Origin of the sequence: Flavobacterium branchiarum (assembly GCF_030409845.1) — a bacterium.
GTDB lineage: Bacteria > Bacteroidota > Bacteroidia > Flavobacteriales > Flavobacteriaceae > Flavobacterium > Flavobacterium branchiarum.
This window is the reverse complement of sequence record NZ_JAUFQQ010000005.1, coordinates 1,784,725-1,802,549: the sequence shown is the minus strand read 5'-3', so window position 1 is coordinate 1,802,549 and position 17,825 is coordinate 1,784,725. Positions and strand designations below refer to the sequence as shown.

The following is a 17,825-nucleotide window of genomic DNA, read 5'->3' as shown; positions in this document are numbered from 1 at the left end:
TTTTTTTGCCCAATTTTGTCGTACACAATCTTGTCTTTCTGAGGCACGAAGAATCTCCGCAAGAAACTAACGCAAGACAGTTTTTAAAGAATCCCGTATTGCCTCAATCTTGGATCAAGTGTAAAAGTTGGGGTTAAGCAAAAATATAATTCAAATAATAGCTGTGCTCTAAGGGCTTGTGAAGTCGTCCATTTGTTTGGAGTTTTAAACAATACATATCTAGAGCGTGCTAAAAGCTGTTTTTTAGTATCTCCGTTTGAGAGTAGTTCTGGACTGTATGGTTTTCCTGTATTTTTACTTCTTTCGTATTGAATATTCTCTTGTTCTATAATCTCCCATCTTAATTTTATTCGCTCCTCTTGAACAGCTTGAGTAGCTAGTTTTTGTACATGAAACCTATCAGTGACAATTCGAGATTTAGGGAAACATTTTTTAACTATTAAATTCATGTTTGAAGCCATATCCACAGTTACTTCTTTAACCATGTCTCTTCTAGAGGGAGGTATTCTGTTTAATAGCTCTATTATTACTTCAGCCTTAGTTCCTTTTACAATAGCCACTATAGCTCCTTTTTTTCCTTTAGCTGCTTTATTAGTTAATACAGTATAGAGTTCTCCATTGGAAAGTGAAGTTTCATCTAAACTGAGGTACATTCCTAGGTTTTTACCAAAGAGCAACCATTGTTTAGCATGTTGTTTTTGTGACCAGAGCTTGAAATCACTCAAATGATTTTTATAAAGATATTGCAACTTTTTGCCATCAGTATTGTAATAGCTACCAAATTTACTTGCGCTTACAGGATTTTTATCCAATGATACCTTTTAAAAAAGACGCGAATTCAGCTGTAATTCGTGTTCCTTTGGCAACAATTTCCCAATCTCGTTTAATTATTTCATTGGATTTAATCAATGTCCATCTTCTTCTTTTTATATGTAGCAATACTGATTTACCTCTAAGAGGAAAGTCTTCAACTGTAATTTCTGGTAGAAAACCTTTCGATTTGGCTAATTCTGTTTTGTATTCTTGAGGAAGGACATTTTTTTCTTCAAGATAAAAATGGATCACTTCATTTTCTAGTTTATGCGAAACTATATCAAAATAATCTAGTATTCCTTGAGGTAAAAAATATATAGCTAATTCTAAATCCAAAATAGTTTTTTTTAATGTTGCAAATTTAGCTTTTTAAACATTTGTCCCCAAGTTTTTTGTTTGACCCAAAAAGATTAGATAATCTGAATAAGATGTAATCAATAATTTTCTTCAGTAAATTCTAAATATAAAGTTCTCCACACATTGTTATTGCAGAAGATCCTCCAACCAAAGTATCATTTTCTCTACTCATTACTTCAATTATGGAAGGTTGATTTAATTTTACGCCTTGTAAGATCTTATATTCTTTATTTGGTTGTGTATATTTCTCTTTTGTTAAGAAACCAATTAAAGGGCCAGCAGCAGTTCCTGTTGCCGCGTCTTCATGTATTCCGATTATAGGATTAAAAAAGCGAGCTTCAACAATATTGTCTTCATGTTCTTCGGTAATGGTAAAACAATAAAATCCTTCAAATTGATATTCTTTTGAAATTTCGATTAATAGTGAACTGTCTGGTGTGCAATTGTTGAGTAATTGAGTATTTCGAATTGGAACCATTACGTGTGCAACTTCTGTTTGCACGACCGTTGGAACAAGCATATTAACTTCTAAATCTTCAATTTTGAGACCAAGTGCTATTGCTATTTTATAGGTTGGGATTTGATGTTTAACAACAGCCTTTTTCTGATGCATTTGTACAATAGGATATTGGGTATCCGAATCAAAACTTGCTGTTAATCGTATTGGTGAATGTTTCATGATTGCAAAACGATTGTTTTCATCTTGTTCATCAAAGATTGGTAACTTTTTTAATAATGCTCCACTAACGGCTCCTAGTAAGTTATGCCCTGCACCATCTATTTCAAAACCCATTGGCGTAAACGAACGTACATTCAATGCTTTTTGCTCTTTAGAGTAATAAACAAATGATGTTTCTGAGTATCCAAATTCTTTTGCTATATTTTTATATACTCCTAATTCTAAATCTCCATTAGTAAAAACTACTGATAATGGATTTCCTTTGTAACTTGTATTGGAAAACACATCTAAAACATAATATTCTAATGTTATTCTGTCTTTCATCCCTAGTATTTTATTGATATTTTGTCAAACCAATTATGGTGTTTATATTTATTTGTTTCTTTCCAATAAACATTTATGTCCCGTTAACCTTTTTTTAATCTTTGTGACTCATTTATATAGTCTATTCTGCACAAATTAGTCAAATTAATCGACATTTACTATGAAAGGTTTTTTCTATTCTTTTATTTTGTTGTGAACAGTTGTATTAAGAAAATCGGGTTTGCCTCTTATTGGGATTAAGTTTTAATTTTTGGATTGGTTAATAATGGCTTCGTTGCGTGAGGGATAGTAACGGATAGCCCACAGCCTGACGGAGGAAGTGCGAGGACTTGGAGTGAATAGCCCGACCTGGAGTTTACGAAGGGCACGTCTTGAAAAGTGTATTTATTTAAATTTGTATAACAATGACTAAACTTCATAATTGCGCAGGTTTGTAATTTATCTCTGCTATTTGTTTTTTATCTTTGTAGCACAATTAAGAAGAGTTTATATTATGGCTAAAGGACCTGAGAAAAACACCAAAAACAAGGCTTTGCATACCAAGTTGCTTAATCGTAAAAAGGCTAAAATTCAAGAAGAGAAGAAAGAAAAAGCATTACGATTGAAAGCCTTGGTTGCAAAAATGAACGAAAAGAAGAATAGTGATTAATATAATGTCATATAAATTACATTGTATTTCTTTTCTGTTTTTATTTAACTGAAATTTGCATAACAAAAATCTAAAACACAAAATAAGATGGAATTCGGTAGAATAATAATTTCTGAAACGGCAATGAATAGTGAAAATCTTCAAGATGTAATTCACTCAAATATTTCGGTAATTAATTTAATGCGTGAGGAAAAAATTGATGATGACCTGATTCATGAAGATGCTTTAATGAGTTATTATTTAGATTATTATACTTCACAATATACAGAAGGGAATTTTGCTCAATTTGTATATAATTCAAGTTGGAATGCAGAATTAAATGAATTAATTGAAGAAGGTTTGGCATTGCTAGGTGCCGACAAACATTTGGAGTTATTTCAGCAACAAAGCAAAAAAGTAAAATTAATGAGCAGTGTAAAACTTAATAAATTCTTGAAAGGGAAATTAGAAGGTGTAAACCCAATAAGAGATTTGCTTAATAATGATACTTTTTATGAAATAGAAGAGAATCTGGTCGCACTTAACGCTGGATTTTTAAAATCGCATCCTGATTTAGAAGTTCTTTCGGTAGATGATATGTTTGCTACTTTGGAAGAGTTTGTAGGACACGAAATTAAAAGGGTTTAAGGGAAGGCTCAGAGGTTCAGAGAAGCAAAAGGGGCAAAGATTTTTTGTAGAAGAGAGAAGGCAGATACAAGAAGAAAGAGAGATTTGAGAATAATGATGCTGTAAAGTGATTGGAATTATATTGCTTTAAACTATGTGATCCTTCGACTCGGCTCAGGAGGATTAAGTATTATTTCTCTGTATAACTAAACTTTTGTATGTCTTTGTGTTGTCTTTGTGCAACTAAGTATAGTAACTTTAATCTAATAATTTGTTTTTATAAGTAAGAAATTGTCTTTAGTGTTAAACTTTGTCCAATTCTTAGCAAACATTTCCTTAAATTTGCTTCCTTAATATAAAAATACAATAGTTACAAAATTTAAGCTATGTTACAAATCGCATTTATTAGAGAGAATCAGGAGAAAGTAATCACCGCTTTGGCAAAACGAAATATCGATGCCAAGAGCGCTGTTGAAGAAGTGGTGCAACTAGACGAAAAACGTCGTGCAACTCAAGTTGAGTTGGATAACATTTTGTCTGAATCTAATAAATTATCCAAAGATATTGGTGAATTAATGAAAGCGGGTGAGAAATCTAAAGCCGCTATCTTAAAAGAGAAAACAGTTGTATTAAAAGAAAAAAGTAAAGAGTTAGCAGATAAAGCAGATGTTTTGACGCAAGATTTGACTAACAAACTATATGCATTACCAAATCTTCCAGCGGATATTGTTCCAGCAGGAAAAACTCCAGAAGAGAATTTGAATGTTTTCGAAGAAGGAGAAATTCCAGTGTTGCATGAAGGTGCACAACCACATTGGGATTTGGTAAAAAAATATGATATTATCGATTTTGAGCTTGGTGTAAAAATTGCTGGTGCTGGATTTCCTGTTTATAAAGGAAAAGGAGCCAGATTACAACGTGCCTTAATCAATTATTTTTTAGATAAAAATACTGCTGCTGGATATAATGAAGTGCAAGTACCGCATTTGGTAAATGAGGCTTCAGGTTACGGTACAGGTCAATTGCCAGACAAAGAAGGGCAAATGTATCATTCGACTATTGATGATTTATATTTAATTCCAACTGCCGAAGTTCCTGTAACGAATTTGTTCCGTGATGTTATTTTAACAGAAAATGAATTGCCAGTATTACATACAGCTTATACACCTTGTTTCCGTCGTGAAGCAGGTTCTTATGGAGCGCATGTACGTGGATTAAATCGTTTACATCAATTTGATAAAGTTGAAATTGTACGTGTTGAGCATCCAGATAATTCTTATGCAGCGCTTGACGGAATGGTTGAGCACATAAAAACTATTTTACAAGAATTAAAATTACCATACAGAATTTTACGTTTGTGTGGTGGTGATATGGGTTTCACAGCTGCGCTAACATATGATTTTGAAGTTTTTTCTACAGCACAAGACCGTTGGTTAGAAATTAGTTCAGTTTCTAACTTTGAAACTTTTCAGGCAAATCGTTTGAAATTACGTTTTAAAGATAAAGACGGAAAGAATCAATTAGCACATACATTAAACGGAAGTTCATTGGCATTGCCAAGAGTTCTTGCTGGAATTCTTGAAAATTACCAAACGCCAGAAGGAATCGTAATTCCAGAAGTATTACGTCCATACTGTGGATTTGACATTATAGATTAATTAGTATTTGGTTTTCAGTCGCAGTTTTCAGAGCTGCGACTGTTTACTAAGACTACAACTTAAAAACTGAATATGAAGAATCTTTTTATCTATATCGTTTTGTTGTGGTCTGCTTTTGCCTTTGCTCAAAATGAGCAGTTAGCGCAATACTATTATGATAAAGGTGATTTTGAGAAAGCTAAAATCAGCTATCAGGAATTATTGGATAATTATCCTTCGAATACACAATATTTTTATAGAGCAATTGAATGCTATCAGCAATTACAACAGTTTGATGTAGCAGAAAAAATTATTCAAAACCGTTTTAATAAGTACAAGCAAGGTACTGTTTTAATTGAATTGGGATATAATTTTCAATTGCAAAAAAATGAAGCTAAAGCCAAAAAATACTACGATGAGGCTTTGGATAAGATCATAACAAGTCCGAATGAAGTATTTGGAATAGCTAATTCTTTTGAGAAGAAAGTATTACTAGAATATGCTCTAAAAGCCTATCAACAGGCATCTAAAATTCAGCCGAGTTACAATTTTAATTTTCAAATTGGTTTGTTGTACGGACAAATGGGTAAGACTGATATGATGATTGATACATTATTAGCAGAGTCTTATACCAATCAACAAAACACACCACTTATTCAGAGTCAGTTATCAAGATTTATGGCCGATGAAGTCGATACAACGTTTAACGATGCATTGCGAAAAGCCCTTATTTTAAGAACTCAAAAAGAACAAGATGTTTTTTGGAATCGCTACTTGAGTTGGTTTTATGTGCAACAAAAAGAATTTGGAAAAGCATTTATTCAAGAAAAGGCCATTTATAAACGTAATCCCGAATCACTTTTGAGTATCATTAATCTGGCTCAATTTGCTATTGATGATGATGATCCTGAAGCAGCTAAAGAAATTTTGACTTTTGTTTTAGAAAACACTAAAGATATAGAGATGCTGGTGCAGGCCAATACCTATTTGTATAAAATGAAAATTGAGAAGGCTACCGAAAAAGAATATCCATCGATTAATACGGAACTTCAGGCTTTGCTTACAACTTATGATATAAGTCCCTCTACCTTATCCTTGCAGTTAATTTACGCTCACTTTTTGGCTTTTGACTTAAAGAAACCAGAAGAAGCAAAAGTAATAGTAAAAAAAGCACTTGAATTGCAACTTAATGGCTATCAGCAAGCTCAAGCGAAGATGGAATTGGCTGATATTTTACTTTTTGAAGAAAAATTTAATCAGGCATTAATTTATTATTCGCAGATAGAATTGGATTTAAAAAATGATGTTATAGCTCATGAAGCGAGTTTAAAAGCGGCTAAAACTAGTTATTTTAAAACTGATTTTGCATGGGCTTTAAAACAATTTAAAGCGATTAAAGCTGCTAGTACACAGTTGATTGCAAACGATGCTTTGGAGTATTTTCTATTGATAAATGACAACACTGTAGCAGATTCTACTCAGACTGCTTTGAAGCAATTCGCTAAGGGAGACTATCTTATATACCAAAATAGAAACCAAGATGCAATAGCTCAATTTCAAAATATATTGAAAACTTTTAAAGGACAAGAAATAGAAGCCGTAACTTTGCTTCGATTAGGGCAAATTTACGAAGACTTAGGCGACTATAATTCGGCTTTAAGCCAATATCAATTGATTATCGATCAGCATAGTGACGGAATTTATATTGATGAAGCTTTGTTTTTTTCGGCAGAGATTTATAATAAGAAATTGAAGGATACAGAAAAGGCCAAAGCTTTATACGAGAAAGTAATTTTTAACCATCAGGACAGTATTTATTTTGTAGATGCCAGAAAGAGATATAGGGAATTAAGAGGCGATACTAATTTATAAAGAGAATTATTGGATTGTCAGATTGTTGGGTTTTAAAATTCTGACAATCTAAGGAGTCTAATGATATAAAAATCAAAAAGAATGATTATTTACAACATTACCACAAACATACATGAAAGTGTGCATGACCAATGGTTAAATTGGATGCAACAAAAACATATTCCTGAAGTTTTAGCAACAGGAAAGTTTTCATCTGCAAGAATTGTGAAAGTTTTAGTAGATGAAGAAATGGGGGGAATTACTTATTCGGTTCAATATGTAACTGATAGTAAAGAAACCTTAGACAAATATTATCTTGAAGATGAACTAGATTTTAGTCAGGAGGCATTGCGATTATTCGGAGATAAGATGCTTTCTTTTAGAACAGAATTAGAGTTTATCTCAGATCATTAATAGATTATTTAATTTTTAGATAGTTCGATATTTCGAATAATCTAATGGAGCAATAATCTAAGAATTTAAAAAATACAATGGAAAAAGTAAAAGCCAAAAAACATCTCGGACAGCATTTCTTGAAAGATGAAAGCATCGCTAAGGCAATCGCAGATACGTTAAGTTTAAAAGGATATGAAGAGGTTCTTGAAATTGGACCAGGAATGGGTGTGCTGACAAAATACTTGTTGGAAAAACCAATTAATACTTATGTTATCGAAATCGATACGGAATCGGTAACGTATCTGGATGAGAATTATCCAAAATTAAAAGATAAAATTATTTCAAAAGATTTTTTGAAGTATGATATAAATGAAGTTTTTGAGAAGAAGCAATTTGCTATAATTGGGAATTTTCCATATAACATTTCGACTCAAATTGTTTTTAAAACTCTTGAATACCGTGACCAGATTCCTGAATTTTCTGGAATGTTCCAAAAGGAAGTCGCGCAACGTATTTGCGAAAAGAAAGGATCAAAAGCTTACGGAATACTTTCGGTTTTAGCACAGGCCTTTTATGATACTGAGTACTTGTTTACAGTAGATGAGAATGTATTTATTCCGCCCCCCAAAGTGAAATCGGGTGTTATGAAAATGACCCGAAAAGAAGACTACAGTTTGCCTTGTGGCGAAAAGTTATTCTTTACAGTTGTGAAAACAGCGTTCCAACAACGTAGAAAAACGTTACGTAACAGTTTGAAAACGTTAAATTTATCAGACAAACTAAGAGAAGATACTATCTTTGATTTGCGTCCGGAACAACTTAGCGTGGCAGAATTTATAGCATTAACTCAAAAAATAGAAGCCGATGGAGTTTAAAATCAGCGAAGGTCTAATACAAGAATTAGAAAGACTCATTCAGAGTAAAAACGACAAGCAATTGGAAGTTTTACTGAATGATATTCACCATGCTGATATTGCCGAAATTTTAGATGAATTAGATTTCGATAAAGCAACATACATATTTAAAGTATTAGATAGTGAGAAAACCGCAGAGATTCTTCTAGAATTAGATGAAGATTTGCGTGAGAATATATTAAGTAGGCTTTCGCCAAAAGAGATTGCGGAGGAGCTTGATGAATTAGAGACAAATGACGCAGCTGATATTATTGGTGAGTTATCGAAAGATAGAAAAGCCGAAGTAATATCAGAACTTCAAGACGTAGAACATGCTAAGGGCATTGTTGATTTATTACGTTATGCAGAGGATACTGCCGGAGGTATCATGCACAAAGAGTTAGTAAAAGTCAATGAAAATTGGAACGTACTTACTTGCGTGAAAGAAATGAGAATTCAGGCAGAAAATATTTCTAGAGTGCATTCTATTTATGTAGTTGATGATGAGGATAGATTAAAAGGACGTTTGTCACTTAAAGATTTATTAACTACTTCTACAAGAACTCCAGTTAGTGAAGTTTATATTAAAAAGCTGCATTATGTGGATGTAAGTACTCCAGATGTCGAAGTAGGACGTATCATGGAAAAGTACGATTTAGAGGCAATTCCTGTTGTAGATGAACTAGGACGTTTGGTAGGTCGTATTACTATTGATGACGTTATCGATGTTATTAGGGAAGAAATAGAAAAAAGAGATACAGAGGACATTCAGAAATTTGGAGGTTTAGAAGCGCTTGAATTACCATATGTAGAAACAACTCTTTTTGAAATGGTTAAAAAAAGAGCTACCTGGTTGGTAGTTTTATTTATTGGAGAAATGTTTACTGCATCTGCAATGGGCTTTTTTGAAGGCGAAATAGAGAAGGCAGTAGTTTTAGCATTATTCGTACCACTTATTATTTCTAGTGGAGGTAACTCAGGTTCGCAAGCAGCAACGCTTATTATTCGTGCTATGGCACTAAAAGAATTGACGCTAAAAGACTGGTGGTATGTAATGAAAAAAGAAATTGCTTCTGGATTTTTATTAGGTTCTATATTAGGAATTGTAGGATTTGTAAGGATTATGATTTGGCAAAAATCAGGTTTTTATGAATATGGAGCTCATTGGTTTTTTGTTGCAATGACAGTTTCAATTTCCTTATTATTCATTGTATTATGGGGAACACTTTCGGGTTCGATGATACCATTTATGTTAAAGAAACTTAAGTTGGATCCAGCGACTTCATCGGCACCATTTGTTGCTACATTGGTAGATGTAACGGGATTAGTTATTTATTTTTCGATTGCATCTTTACTATTAAAAGGTAAGTTATTATAAAAATTAGCATGAACTTAAATATAACTAACCACTATATTTATGCTTTTAGAGTTCTAATAAGGCTCAAACTATTGAACCAAAACAACCAAAAAACTATAAATTACAACCAGAATGAAAGTACACATAATAGGAGGAGGGAACCTTGGGGTTTCTATAGCCTTAGGAATTGCAAAATTTTCAAAGAACAATCAAGTTACTATTACCAGAAGAAATACAGCTAATATTTTGTATTTGCAAGAATTAGACATTACGGTTTCATCTGATAATAAATACAACATACAAGAAGCAGATCTGATTGTTCTGACTATAAAGCCCTATCAGGTTGATACAGTTTTGGCTGAAATTCTTCCAGTAATTTCTAATAAAACAATTGCTTCTGCAGTAAGTGGTTTGGCAATAGATGTACTTCAGGATAAAACCAATCAACAACATCATGTGGTTCGAATTATGCCTAATATTGCGGCGCAATTTGGAGAATCGGCTACCTGTATTTCGTTTAGTGAAAAAGACAGAACACAAGCACTGCCTGTTGTTTCTTTATTTGAAGATTTAGGAACTGCTCCAATTATTGATGAAAAATTAATGGATGCAGCAACTGTTTTAGGAGCTTGCGGTACAGCCTACGCGTTGCGATATATTCGTGCTTCGATGCAAGCGGGTATCGAAATAGGATTTGATTCTCAGACAGCATTGGCAATTGCAGCACAAACTGTAAAAGGAGCCGCTAAGATGTTATTAGAAGAGAAAGTACACCCAGAACAGTTAATCGATAGAGTAACTACGCCACAAGGTTGTACGATAGTTGGTTTGAATGAAATGGAACACAATGGTTTTAGTTCATCATTAATAAAAGGTATTAAAACTTCTCTGAAACAAATTAAAGGGTAATCTTTAAAGTAAGACTTATAAAAAAAGGACTTTCGGTTTTAAACTGAAAGTCCTTTTTTGATTTTAAGCGTGTTTCACTTTCTTCTTTGAAAGAGAGAATTTTAGGTAAACGAAGCCTAATAATCCTGCTATGAAAGAGGCAAGCAAAATGGCTATTTTAGAAAAAGTAATTACCTCTGGCTCATCAAAAGCAAGCAAGGTGATAAAGATAGACATTGTAAATCCAATTCCGCCTAGCATCCCAGCACCTATAACATATGACCATTTCAGATCTTTTGGTAGTGTGCAAACTCCTAATGTAACGCCTAAGAGAGCAAATAAGGTTATTCCTAATGGTTTTCCAACTACCAAGCCTATAATAATTCCTAATGCATTAGGATGGCTTAATCCTTCGTGCCAGTCAGAGTTAATAGCGATACAAGTATTGGCCAAAGCAAATAACGGTAAGATAAAAAACGCGACTGGTTTGTGTAAAAAGTGCTGTAGTTTATAAGAAGAAGTATTTTTACTACCATCTCCAAACGGAATTACAAAAGCAAGTAAAACACCTGTTATTGTAGCGTGAACACCAGAATTAAGCATGAAATACCACATGATAACTCCACCAATCAAATAAACAAATAGGTTGTGAACTTTCATTCTGTTAAAAATAAATAACACTCCTAAAACACCAAAAGCAAGAGCTAAGTTTATAAAAGATATGCTTGTAGTGTAAAACAATGCAATAACTATAATAGCACCTAAATCATCGATTACAGCAAGAGCGGTAAGGAAGACTTTAAGCGAAGAAGGTACTTTGTTTCCTAAAAGAGATAAGATTCCGATAGCAAAAGCAATGTCGGTTGCCATTGGGATTCCAGCTCCATTTTGTGTAGCAGTTCCAAAATTTAGTAATAAAAATATTCCAGCAGGAACTAACATTCCGCCTAAAGCACCAAAAATGGGTAAAGAAGCATTTTTTATACTGGTTAATTCACCTTGATAAATTTCACGTTCTAATTCTAATCCTATTAAAAGAAAAAATATAGTCATCAAACCATCATTTATCCAATGAGTTATTGAGTGATGTCCGATATTGGTTTCCCAAAAAGCAATATAGTCCGTTTGAAATATAGAGTTTGCAAGAAAAAGAGAAAGTAGCGTTACGAAAAGTAAGAGCAGCCCACCAGATTTTTCACTTTGAAAAAAGGCTTTAAATGTTTTTGTTAATTTCATTTTTTGGAATAAGGTTAAAAATGCATTATTTTCAAAGTTAAAAAAAATATAACGAATAAAGTAGCAAATATTGGTTTTTAGGGCAGTTTTGGTACGTTCAATTTAATTAGGAAAGGGTATAACCCATATTTTTTTTGTTACTTTGTTTGTCTAATTTAAGTTATAATTTCATGCCAATTAAAGTTTTACATATCGATAGCAATCACCCAATTCTATGGGAACAATTGCAAGAAGCAGGATTCGAAAACCATGCAGATTTTACTTCTACTAAAGAAGAAATTGAAGCAAAAATTCAGGATTATCAAGGGATTGTAATTAGAAGTCGTTTTAAAATAGACAAGCAATTTATTGATAAAGCGACTAATTTGAAATTTATAGCAAGAGTTGGTGCAGGCTTAGAAAGCATTGATTGCGATTATGCCTTATCTAAAGATATTGAACTTATTGCTGCTCCCGAAGGAAACCGCAATGCAGTTGCTGAACACACATTAGGAATGATTCTTTCTCTTTTTAATAAGCTGAATCTTGCTGATAGCGAAATACGCTCGGGACAATGGAATAGAGAAAGCAACCGAGGTCATGAACTTGATGGTAAAACTGTAGGTATTATAGGTTATGGGAATATGGGTAAAGCTTTTGCGAAAAAGCTAAGAGGTTTTGATGTAGAAGTTTTATGTTACGATATTCAAGATAATGTAGGTGATGAAAATGCCAAGCAAGTTTCGTTAAAAGAACTTCAAGAAAAAACCGATGTGTTGAGTTTACATATTCCGTGGACACCAGAAACGGATAAAATGGTAGATGCTACATTTATCAACGGATTCAAAAAGCCAATTTGGATTATCAACACCTCAAGAGGGAAAAACATTGTGACTGCCGATTTGGTAGTTGCTATGGAATCGGGTAAAGTGCTTGGAGCAGGTTTGGATGTTTTGGAATATGAGAAATTATCTTTCGAAACACTATTTCAGGATAAGAATACTCCAGAAGCTTTTCAGTATTTATTAGACGGAAGAAAGGTAATCTTAACGCCACATATTGCTGGTTGGACATTTGAGAGTCATGAACGCTTAGCACAGGTGATTGTTGACAAGATTAAAGCGGTTTGTTTGTAAGGATTTAGTTTTAGTTTTTTTTGAATTTAATAACGAGTTTTTTCTTCTAAATATTGAAATGATAATTAGTTTTTGTTATTAATTTTCAATAATATTGTCGCTGATTTTTTTGAACGAAATACCTTAGGTAGTTTTTTTTAAATTTCAGGAGTAACCGAAAATCCAAAGAGTAGGAATTAACCAATTCAAAAACAAAAAATGGAATTACAAAAAACGTCGAATAATTTTAATGATCCGATCCCTGTGTTTAAAGTAGATCCTATTATGGTATTGCTTTTTAGTTTTTTAACTTGTGGATTATATTTGATTTATTGGAATATAAAAGTAGCTGAAGTTCTTAATGCTGTTTCAGGCAAAGTTGTTATATCGGAGCCTGTTGCAATTTTTGCAGGTTGTTGTATGCCTGTTAATATTTATTTTTATTATCTAGCAGGAAGAGAAGCATTACCTAAAGTTTATGAAAGAACTGGCGAGCCTCAAAAAGATCAATCTATTTTATTAATTTTTTTAGGGTTGGTTTTCCCTATGGTTGCAGCAATGATAGTACAAGGTGATATCAACAAACTATACAATTAATAACAGAACAAAACGTAAGATTTACGGAATTATCGGTGCAGTAATTACACTGATGGTTCCGTTTTTTTTAATGTTAAATAATCATAATGATCATTTAGAAACGGATCAGTCATTTTGTCCCTTTAAGATGCTCACGGGCTTTCCTTGCCCTGGATGTGGAATTACTAAATCATTAGTCTATTTTTACCAAGGAGATCTTTATAAATCGGTTAGTTACCATATATTAGGTCCTTTTGTTATTGCTTTTTGTTGGGTGACTATTATAGTGTTGGTAACTGAGTTAATTACAAAAAAAGAATATTTCAATACGCTTTTATACAATAAAAAGTTGGCTTATGGATTGGGAATCTTTCTAGCGATTTATCATTTTATAAGAATCATTTTTTTTGTAAATAACAATTCTTTCGATTCCATATTGCAACAATCAATTTGGTTTTAAAACATAAAAAATCCCGTTTCAAATTTTATGAAACGGGATTCTTGTTTTTATATATGAGCTAAGATTTAATCGTCTTTCTCAGCTAGCTTTCTTTCCAATTCTATTTGGAATTCTTCGATAACTGGTTTCATAGTGCTTTCAGGAATATCGGCAATACGAATGTACATTAAACCATCGATAGCATTGTTGAATAATGGGTCAACATTAAAAGCAACAACACGTGCATTTTGCTTGATGTATTTTTTAATTAAAACAGGCAAACGTAAATTTCCAGGTTCTAATTCGTCGATAATTTTATCAAACTTATTCAAATCTGATTCAGCTTCATCAAAAATAAAGTCTTTATCAGCATCCTTCAGTTTTACCTTGTATGCTTTTTTAGGGTGAATGTATTGAGCGATATAAGGATCGTAATAATTTGATTTCATAAACTCAATCATCAATGATTTTGAGAAATCAGAAAATTGATTGCTAATACTTACGCCACCAAGTAAATATTTGTGTTCAGGGTAACGTAGCGTTGTATGAATGATTCCTTTCCATAATAAGAAAAGAGGCATTGGTTTTTGTTGGTATTCCTTAATGATAAAAGCACGACCCATTTCGATAGATTTATGCATCATATCATGAAGTTCTGGTTCGAATCTAAAAAGGTCATTTAGGTAAAAACCATCCATTCCGTATTTAGGATAAATCTCAGAACCTAGTCCCATACGGTAAGCTCCAGAAATTTTCTTGGCATCATCATCCCATAAAAACATATGGTGGTAATATTGATCGTATTTGTCAATATCGATAGGCTCATTTGTACCTTCACCAACTTCACGGAAAGTAATTTCGCGTAAGCGTCCAATTTCGTGTAATATATTCGGAATGTTTTTAGCAGAAGCAAAAAAGACTTCGTAGTTTTTACTTTGTAGTAATCTACAATCAGTACTTCTTAAAGCTTCAACCTCGGCATTTATTTTGTTTCCGTTTGCAGGAGTAACAATTTGTTTTGGGCTTTTATGAATTTTTAAGTTGGCAGTATCTAGCAATTTGTGCTCCTTTTCAAAAGGATTAGCTAGCATATATGTTTTCTTTCTTAAAAATTCTGAATAATCTTCAAAAGATTCAATTTCGTTTTGTTCGTTAACCGAAATAGGTTTACCGATACGTACCTTAATAACACGATCTTTCTGAGTAAGCAACTCCGATGGTAATTTTGCTGTACGTAATGTATCATCTATTTTAGAAAGCCAATAGAATAATTTACTGTTTTTGGCATGAAAATATATAGGAACAACTGGAACTTTGGCTTTTCGAATTAATTTAATAGCACCTTCTTCCCAAGGTTTGTCAACGACCAATTTTCCATCTTTATAAGTAGAAACTTCACCGGCAGGAAAAATACCCAAAGGTTTTCCATCACTTAAATGACGAAAAGTTTCTTTAATTCCTACTACGCTTGATTTGGCATCCTTATGATTTTCAAAAGGATTTACAGGCATGATATACTTTTTAAGCGGAACAATACGGTGTAATAAGAAATTGGCAATAATTTTAAAATTAGGCTCTCTTTCAAGCATTAATTTTAGCAATAATATACCATCAATACCACCAAGAGGGTGGTTTGAAATAGTAATATAAGCACCTTCTTTAGGTAATCGTTTTAAATCTTCTTCTGGAATTTCAAATTTGATTTGTAAATCATCTAAAATTCCGTTCAAAAAGGCAACATCTTCCAAATGTTTGTTCCTATCGTATACCTTATTCAAGGTCGATATCTTTAGCACCTTCATGAGGACCCAACCAGAGAAAGTACCTAGAACCCCGTACTTGTCAACATTTATTGCCTTGGCAACTTCTTTCGCGGTAACTAAACCCATGTACAATTTGTTTTTTTAGAGCAGGAAACAAAGATAACAAAAAACTCTACTTTTCCTTATTTCTTACCCAAACTTTCCGCTTTTTTATTACATTTGAAATACATAAAACAAAATTGTAATGAAAATTATTTCTTATAACGTAAACGGAATTCGTGCAGCAATTTCAAAAGGATTTATCGATTGGTTGCAACATGCTAATCCGGATGTTATTTGTCTTCAGGAGATTAAAGCCACAGAAGATCAAATTCCTGTAGACGATATTACCAAAGCAGGTTACCCATATCAGTATTATTATCCAGCTACAAAAAAGGGATATAGTGGCGTTGCCATCCTTTCAAAAATAAAACCAAATAATGTAGTTTACGGAACTGGAATCGAGCACATGGATTTTGAAGGAAGAAACCTTCGAGCAGATTTTGATAGCTGTTCTGTAATGAGCTTATATCTTCCGTCTGGAACAAATATTCAGCGATTAGATCATAAATTTATGTTCATGGATGACTTTCAGACCTATATTAATGAGCTTAAAAAAACAATATCAAACCTTATTATCTGTGGAGATTATAATATCTGCCACGAGGCAATAGATATTCATGACCCAGTTCGTAACAAAACTGTTTCAGGATTTTTACCTGCGGAACGTGCTTGGTTAGATGGTTTCATGAAAACAGGATTTATAGATAGTTTTCGTCATTTTAACAAAGAGCCTCACAATTATTCTTGGTGGAGTTACCGCGCAGGAGCAAGAGGAAACAATAAAGGATGGAGGATTGATTATAATTTAGTTAGCGATACATTGCAACATAAATTAAAACGAGCTGTCATATTACCAGATGCAGTACATTCGGATCATTGCCCAGTTTTAGTCGAAATCGAAGATTAATGGTATCATTATTGTTAGTTATACATCAATTTTAAGCTTATATTGCGATTCTGAGTAAAATTTACTTAGGAGCTATTTACTCCGTCAGTTCGCTTCAATCAGGGCTATTGACTGTAATAACATAAAATAATAGTATCTCAAATAATAAACACCACAATTAAAAATGATTAAAAAAGCCTCAATCGGATTATTGGTATTAGTACTTACAACATCATGTGTATCTAAAAAAATTTACAATGATTTAGAAACAAAATTTGCCGATTTAAAAAAAGAAAACCGTTCAATATCTGATGAAAATGCTGATTTGCTTAAAGCAAAAAATCAATTAGAGTTAGATCGCGACGGATTAAATAAAAGCCTTAGTGCAACCAAAGCAGAATTAGAAAAGCAAAAAGCGGATTATGCTGCTGCACAAAACAAATTAAAAGTTTTACAAGACTCGTACAATGCACTAGAGAAAAATAGTGATGATGCTTTAAAAAACAATATGAATAAAAACCGTGAGTTGTTAGAGCAATTAGAGGCTAAAGGAAAAGCATTGGCAGCAGAACAAGCACGTTTAGATAAAACAGCAAAACGATTAAATGAATTAGAAGCATTAATAGCCGCTAAAGAAGAGGCTATGAAAAAGCTAAAAGAAACCCTTTCGAAAGCATTGAATGGTTTTGAAGGAAAAGGATTGACAGTAGAGCAAAAGAACGGGAAAGTATATGTTTCGATGGAAAACAAATTACTTTTTAATTCAGGAAGCTGGTCAGTAGGAACAGAAGGTAAAAAAGCGGTAGTAGAATTAGGAAAAGTATTAGGAGACAATCCAGATCTTTCAGTACTAATCGAAGGACATACAGATGATGATCCGTATGTTGGTTCAGGAGTAATCGCAAACAACTGGGATTTATCAACCAAAAGAGCAACTGCAATTGTAGCAATCTTGAGTGAAAATAGTAAAATCAACAAACAAAAATTAACAGCTGCTGGTCGTGGAGAATTCTCACCATTGGCAAGCAATGCAACTCCAGAAGGAAAAGCTAAAAACCGTAGAATCGAAATCATCTTAACACCAAGATTAGATGAAATTGCTGATATGTTGAATAGTATTAACTAGAGTCGCTTAGGTTCTAAGAAACAAAGGTTCAGAGTTTTTAGCTTTGGACCTTTTTTTATTGAATAAGCTAGAAAACCTCTTTCCCTTTGTTTCTCTGCAACTTTGAACCTCCTAAACACAACTTTGTACCTTTTTTAACCTTTGTCTTATTTC

Annotated in this window: 18 protein-coding genes; 13 read left to right on the top strand and 5 right to left on the bottom strand. The window is 32.9% G+C overall.

Annotated elements, in window-relative coordinates:
- Positions 1-83: 83 nt before the first annotated feature.
- From QWY99_RS19750 to QWY99_RS19740, 3 genes are all read right to left on the bottom strand, one after another.
- Positions 84-812 carry an ISAon1 family transposase gene (locus tag QWY99_RS19750; RefSeq protein ID WP_290267428.1) on the bottom strand — a complete coding sequence of 243 codons (729 nt, stop codon included), beginning with the start codon at positions 810-812 and terminating at the stop codon, positions 84-86.
- On the bottom strand, positions 805-1,149 hold the full coding sequence (locus tag QWY99_RS19745; RefSeq protein ID WP_290267427.1) for an ISAon1 family transposase N-terminal region protein: 345 nt from the start codon (positions 1,147-1,149) through the stop codon (positions 805-807). Before QWY99_RS19745 ends, QWY99_RS19750 begins: the two co-directional genes overlap by 8 nt.
- 121 nt (positions 1,150-1,270) lie before the next feature.
- A complete protein-coding gene (locus QWY99_RS19740) occupies positions 1,271-2,173 on the bottom strand; it encodes a PhzF family phenazine biosynthesis protein (protein WP_290267426.1) in 903 nt (300 codons plus the stop codon).
- Positions 2,174-2,666: 493 nt separating this feature from the next.
- Here QWY99_RS19740 and QWY99_RS19735 point away from each other — a divergent pair, with 493 nt between their 5' ends.
- The 8 genes from QWY99_RS19735 (at position 2,667) to proC (ending at position 10,471) form a co-directional block, all read left to right on the top strand.
- Entirely contained in the window at positions 2,667-2,822 is a 156-nt protein-coding gene (locus tag QWY99_RS19735; protein ID WP_290267425.1) for a hypothetical protein, read from the top strand.
- An 87-nt stretch (positions 2,823-2,909) separates the two neighbouring features.
- Entirely contained in the window at positions 2,910-3,449 is a 540-nt protein-coding gene (locus QWY99_RS19730; RefSeq protein ID WP_290267424.1) for a DMP19 family protein, read from the top strand.
- 365 nt (positions 3,450-3,814) lie between these two features.
- Positions 3,815-5,086, top strand: coding sequence for a serine--tRNA ligase (gene serS, locus QWY99_RS19725; protein WP_290267423.1), 1,272 nt, complete (start codon positions 3,815-3,817; stop codon positions 5,084-5,086).
- Between the two features lie 72 nt (positions 5,087-5,158).
- Positions 5,159-6,937, top strand: a complete 1,779-nt coding sequence (locus tag QWY99_RS19720) for a tetratricopeptide repeat protein (protein ID WP_290267422.1) — start codon at positions 5,159-5,161, stop codon at positions 6,935-6,937.
- A gap of 81 nt (positions 6,938-7,018) precedes the next feature.
- Positions 7,019-7,330, top strand: coding sequence for a DUF4286 family protein (locus tag QWY99_RS19715; RefSeq protein ID WP_290267421.1), 312 nt, complete (start codon positions 7,019-7,021; stop codon positions 7,328-7,330).
- 77 nt (positions 7,331-7,407) lie between these two features.
- The gene (rsmA, locus tag QWY99_RS19710; protein WP_290267420.1) at positions 7,408-8,187 is read left to right on the top strand and encodes a 16S rRNA (adenine(1518)-N(6)/adenine(1519)-N(6))-dimethyltransferase RsmA; all 780 of its coding nucleotides are present in this window, start codon (positions 7,408-7,410) and stop codon (positions 8,185-8,187) included.
- A complete protein-coding gene (gene mgtE / locus QWY99_RS19705) occupies positions 8,177-9,583 on the top strand; it encodes a magnesium transporter (RefSeq protein ID WP_290267419.1) in 1,407 nt (468 codons plus the stop codon). Before rsmA ends, mgtE begins: the two co-directional genes overlap by 11 nt.
- Before the next feature lie 111 nt (positions 9,584-9,694).
- The gene (proC, locus tag QWY99_RS19700) at positions 9,695-10,471 is read left to right on the top strand and encodes a pyrroline-5-carboxylate reductase (protein ID WP_290267418.1); all 777 of its coding nucleotides are present in this window, start codon (positions 9,695-9,697) and stop codon (positions 10,469-10,471) included.
- Between the two features lie 63 nt (positions 10,472-10,534).
- Here proC and nhaA read toward each other — a convergent pair whose 3' ends face one another.
- The gene (gene nhaA, locus QWY99_RS19695) at positions 10,535-11,686 is read right to left on the bottom strand and encodes a Na+/H+ antiporter NhaA (RefSeq protein WP_290267417.1); all 1,152 of its coding nucleotides are present in this window, start codon (positions 11,684-11,686) and stop codon (positions 10,535-10,537) included.
- Positions 11,687-11,856: 170 nt separating this feature from the next.
- On the opposite strand from nhaA, the gene QWY99_RS19690 reads away from it, so the two are divergent.
- The 3 genes from QWY99_RS19690 (at position 11,857) to QWY99_RS19680 (ending at position 13,816) form a co-directional block, all read left to right on the top strand.
- Positions 11,857-12,801: a 2-hydroxyacid dehydrogenase gene (locus QWY99_RS19690; protein ID WP_290267416.1), complete on the top strand. Its 945-nt coding sequence runs from the start codon at positions 11,857-11,859 to the stop codon at positions 12,799-12,801.
- Between the two features lie 198 nt (positions 12,802-12,999).
- Entirely contained in the window at positions 13,000-13,377 is a 378-nt protein-coding gene (locus QWY99_RS19685) for a DUF4234 domain-containing protein (RefSeq protein ID WP_290267415.1), read from the top strand.
- 52 nt (positions 13,378-13,429) lie between these two features.
- Complete coding sequence (locus tag QWY99_RS19680) at positions 13,430-13,816, top strand: DUF2752 domain-containing protein (RefSeq protein ID WP_353960593.1); 387 nt, start codon at positions 13,430-13,432, stop codon at positions 13,814-13,816.
- 65 nt (positions 13,817-13,881) lie between these two features.
- Here the strand turns inward: QWY99_RS19680 and QWY99_RS19675 are convergent, their stop codons facing one another.
- Positions 13,882-15,684 carry a GNAT family N-acyltransferase gene (locus QWY99_RS19675; RefSeq protein WP_290267414.1) on the bottom strand — a complete coding sequence of 601 codons (1,803 nt, stop codon included), beginning with the start codon at positions 15,682-15,684 and terminating at the stop codon, positions 13,882-13,884.
- A gap of 118 nt (positions 15,685-15,802) precedes the next feature.
- Between QWY99_RS19675 and QWY99_RS19670 the strand changes: the two genes are divergently transcribed.
- Positions 15,803-16,567 (top strand): exodeoxyribonuclease III, encoded by a 765-nt coding sequence (locus tag QWY99_RS19670; RefSeq protein ID WP_290267413.1) that lies wholly within the window; start codon positions 15,803-15,805, stop codon positions 16,565-16,567.
- 163 nt (positions 16,568-16,730) lie between these two features.
- Positions 16,731-17,672, top strand: a complete 942-nt coding sequence (locus QWY99_RS19665) for an OmpA family protein (protein WP_290267412.1) — start codon at positions 16,731-16,733, stop codon at positions 17,670-17,672.
- Positions 17,673-17,825: the final 153 nt, after the last annotated feature.

What these genes read in the sequence shown, in the direction of transcription:
- QWY99_RS19720 (WP_290267422.1), top strand. Translation starts at nt 5,159, where the DNA reads ATGAAGAATCTTTTTATCTATATCGTTTTGTTGTGGTCTGCTTTTGCC.
- QWY99_RS19715 (WP_290267421.1), top strand. Translation starts at nt 7,019, where the DNA reads ATGATTATTTACAACATTACCACAAACATACATGAAAGTGTGCATGAC.
- QWY99_RS19730 (WP_290267424.1), top strand. Translation starts at nt 2,910, where the DNA reads ATGGAATTCGGTAGAATAATAATTTCTGAAACGGCAATGAATAGTGAA.
- serS (WP_290267423.1), top strand. Translation starts at nt 3,815, where the DNA reads ATGTTACAAATCGCATTTATTAGAGAGAATCAGGAGAAAGTAATCACC.
- QWY99_RS19690 (WP_290267416.1), top strand. Translation starts at nt 11,857, where the DNA reads ATGCCAATTAAAGTTTTACATATCGATAGCAATCACCCAATTCTATGG.
- QWY99_RS19665 (WP_290267412.1), top strand. Translation starts at nt 16,731, where the DNA reads ATGATTAAAAAAGCCTCAATCGGATTATTGGTATTAGTACTTACAACA.
- QWY99_RS19670 (WP_290267413.1), top strand. Translation starts at nt 15,803, where the DNA reads ATGAAAATTATTTCTTATAACGTAAACGGAATTCGTGCAGCAATTTCA.
- QWY99_RS19675 (WP_290267414.1), bottom strand. Translation starts at nt 15,684, where the DNA reads ATGGGTTTAGTTACCGCGAAAGAAGTTGCCAAGGCAATAAATGTTGAC.
- nhaA (WP_290267417.1), bottom strand. Translation starts at nt 11,686, where the DNA reads ATGAAATTAACAAAAACATTTAAAGCCTTTTTTCAAAGTGAAAAATCT.
- QWY99_RS19740 (WP_290267426.1), bottom strand. Translation starts at nt 2,173, where the DNA reads ATGAAAGACAGAATAACATTAGAATATTATGTTTTAGATGTGTTTTCC.
- QWY99_RS19735 (WP_290267425.1), top strand. Translation starts at nt 2,667, where the DNA reads ATGGCTAAAGGACCTGAGAAAAACACCAAAAACAAGGCTTTGCATACC.
- proC (WP_290267418.1), top strand. Translation starts at nt 9,695, where the DNA reads ATGAAAGTACACATAATAGGAGGAGGGAACCTTGGGGTTTCTATAGCC.
- QWY99_RS19680 (WP_353960593.1), top strand. Translation starts at nt 13,430, where the DNA reads ATGGTTCCGTTTTTTTTAATGTTAAATAATCATAATGATCATTTAGAA.
- rsmA (WP_290267420.1), top strand. Translation starts at nt 7,408, where the DNA reads ATGGAAAAAGTAAAAGCCAAAAAACATCTCGGACAGCATTTCTTGAAA.
- mgtE (WP_290267419.1), top strand. Translation starts at nt 8,177, where the DNA reads ATGGAGTTTAAAATCAGCGAAGGTCTAATACAAGAATTAGAAAGACTC.
- QWY99_RS19685 (WP_290267415.1), top strand. Translation starts at nt 13,000, where the DNA reads ATGGAATTACAAAAAACGTCGAATAATTTTAATGATCCGATCCCTGTG.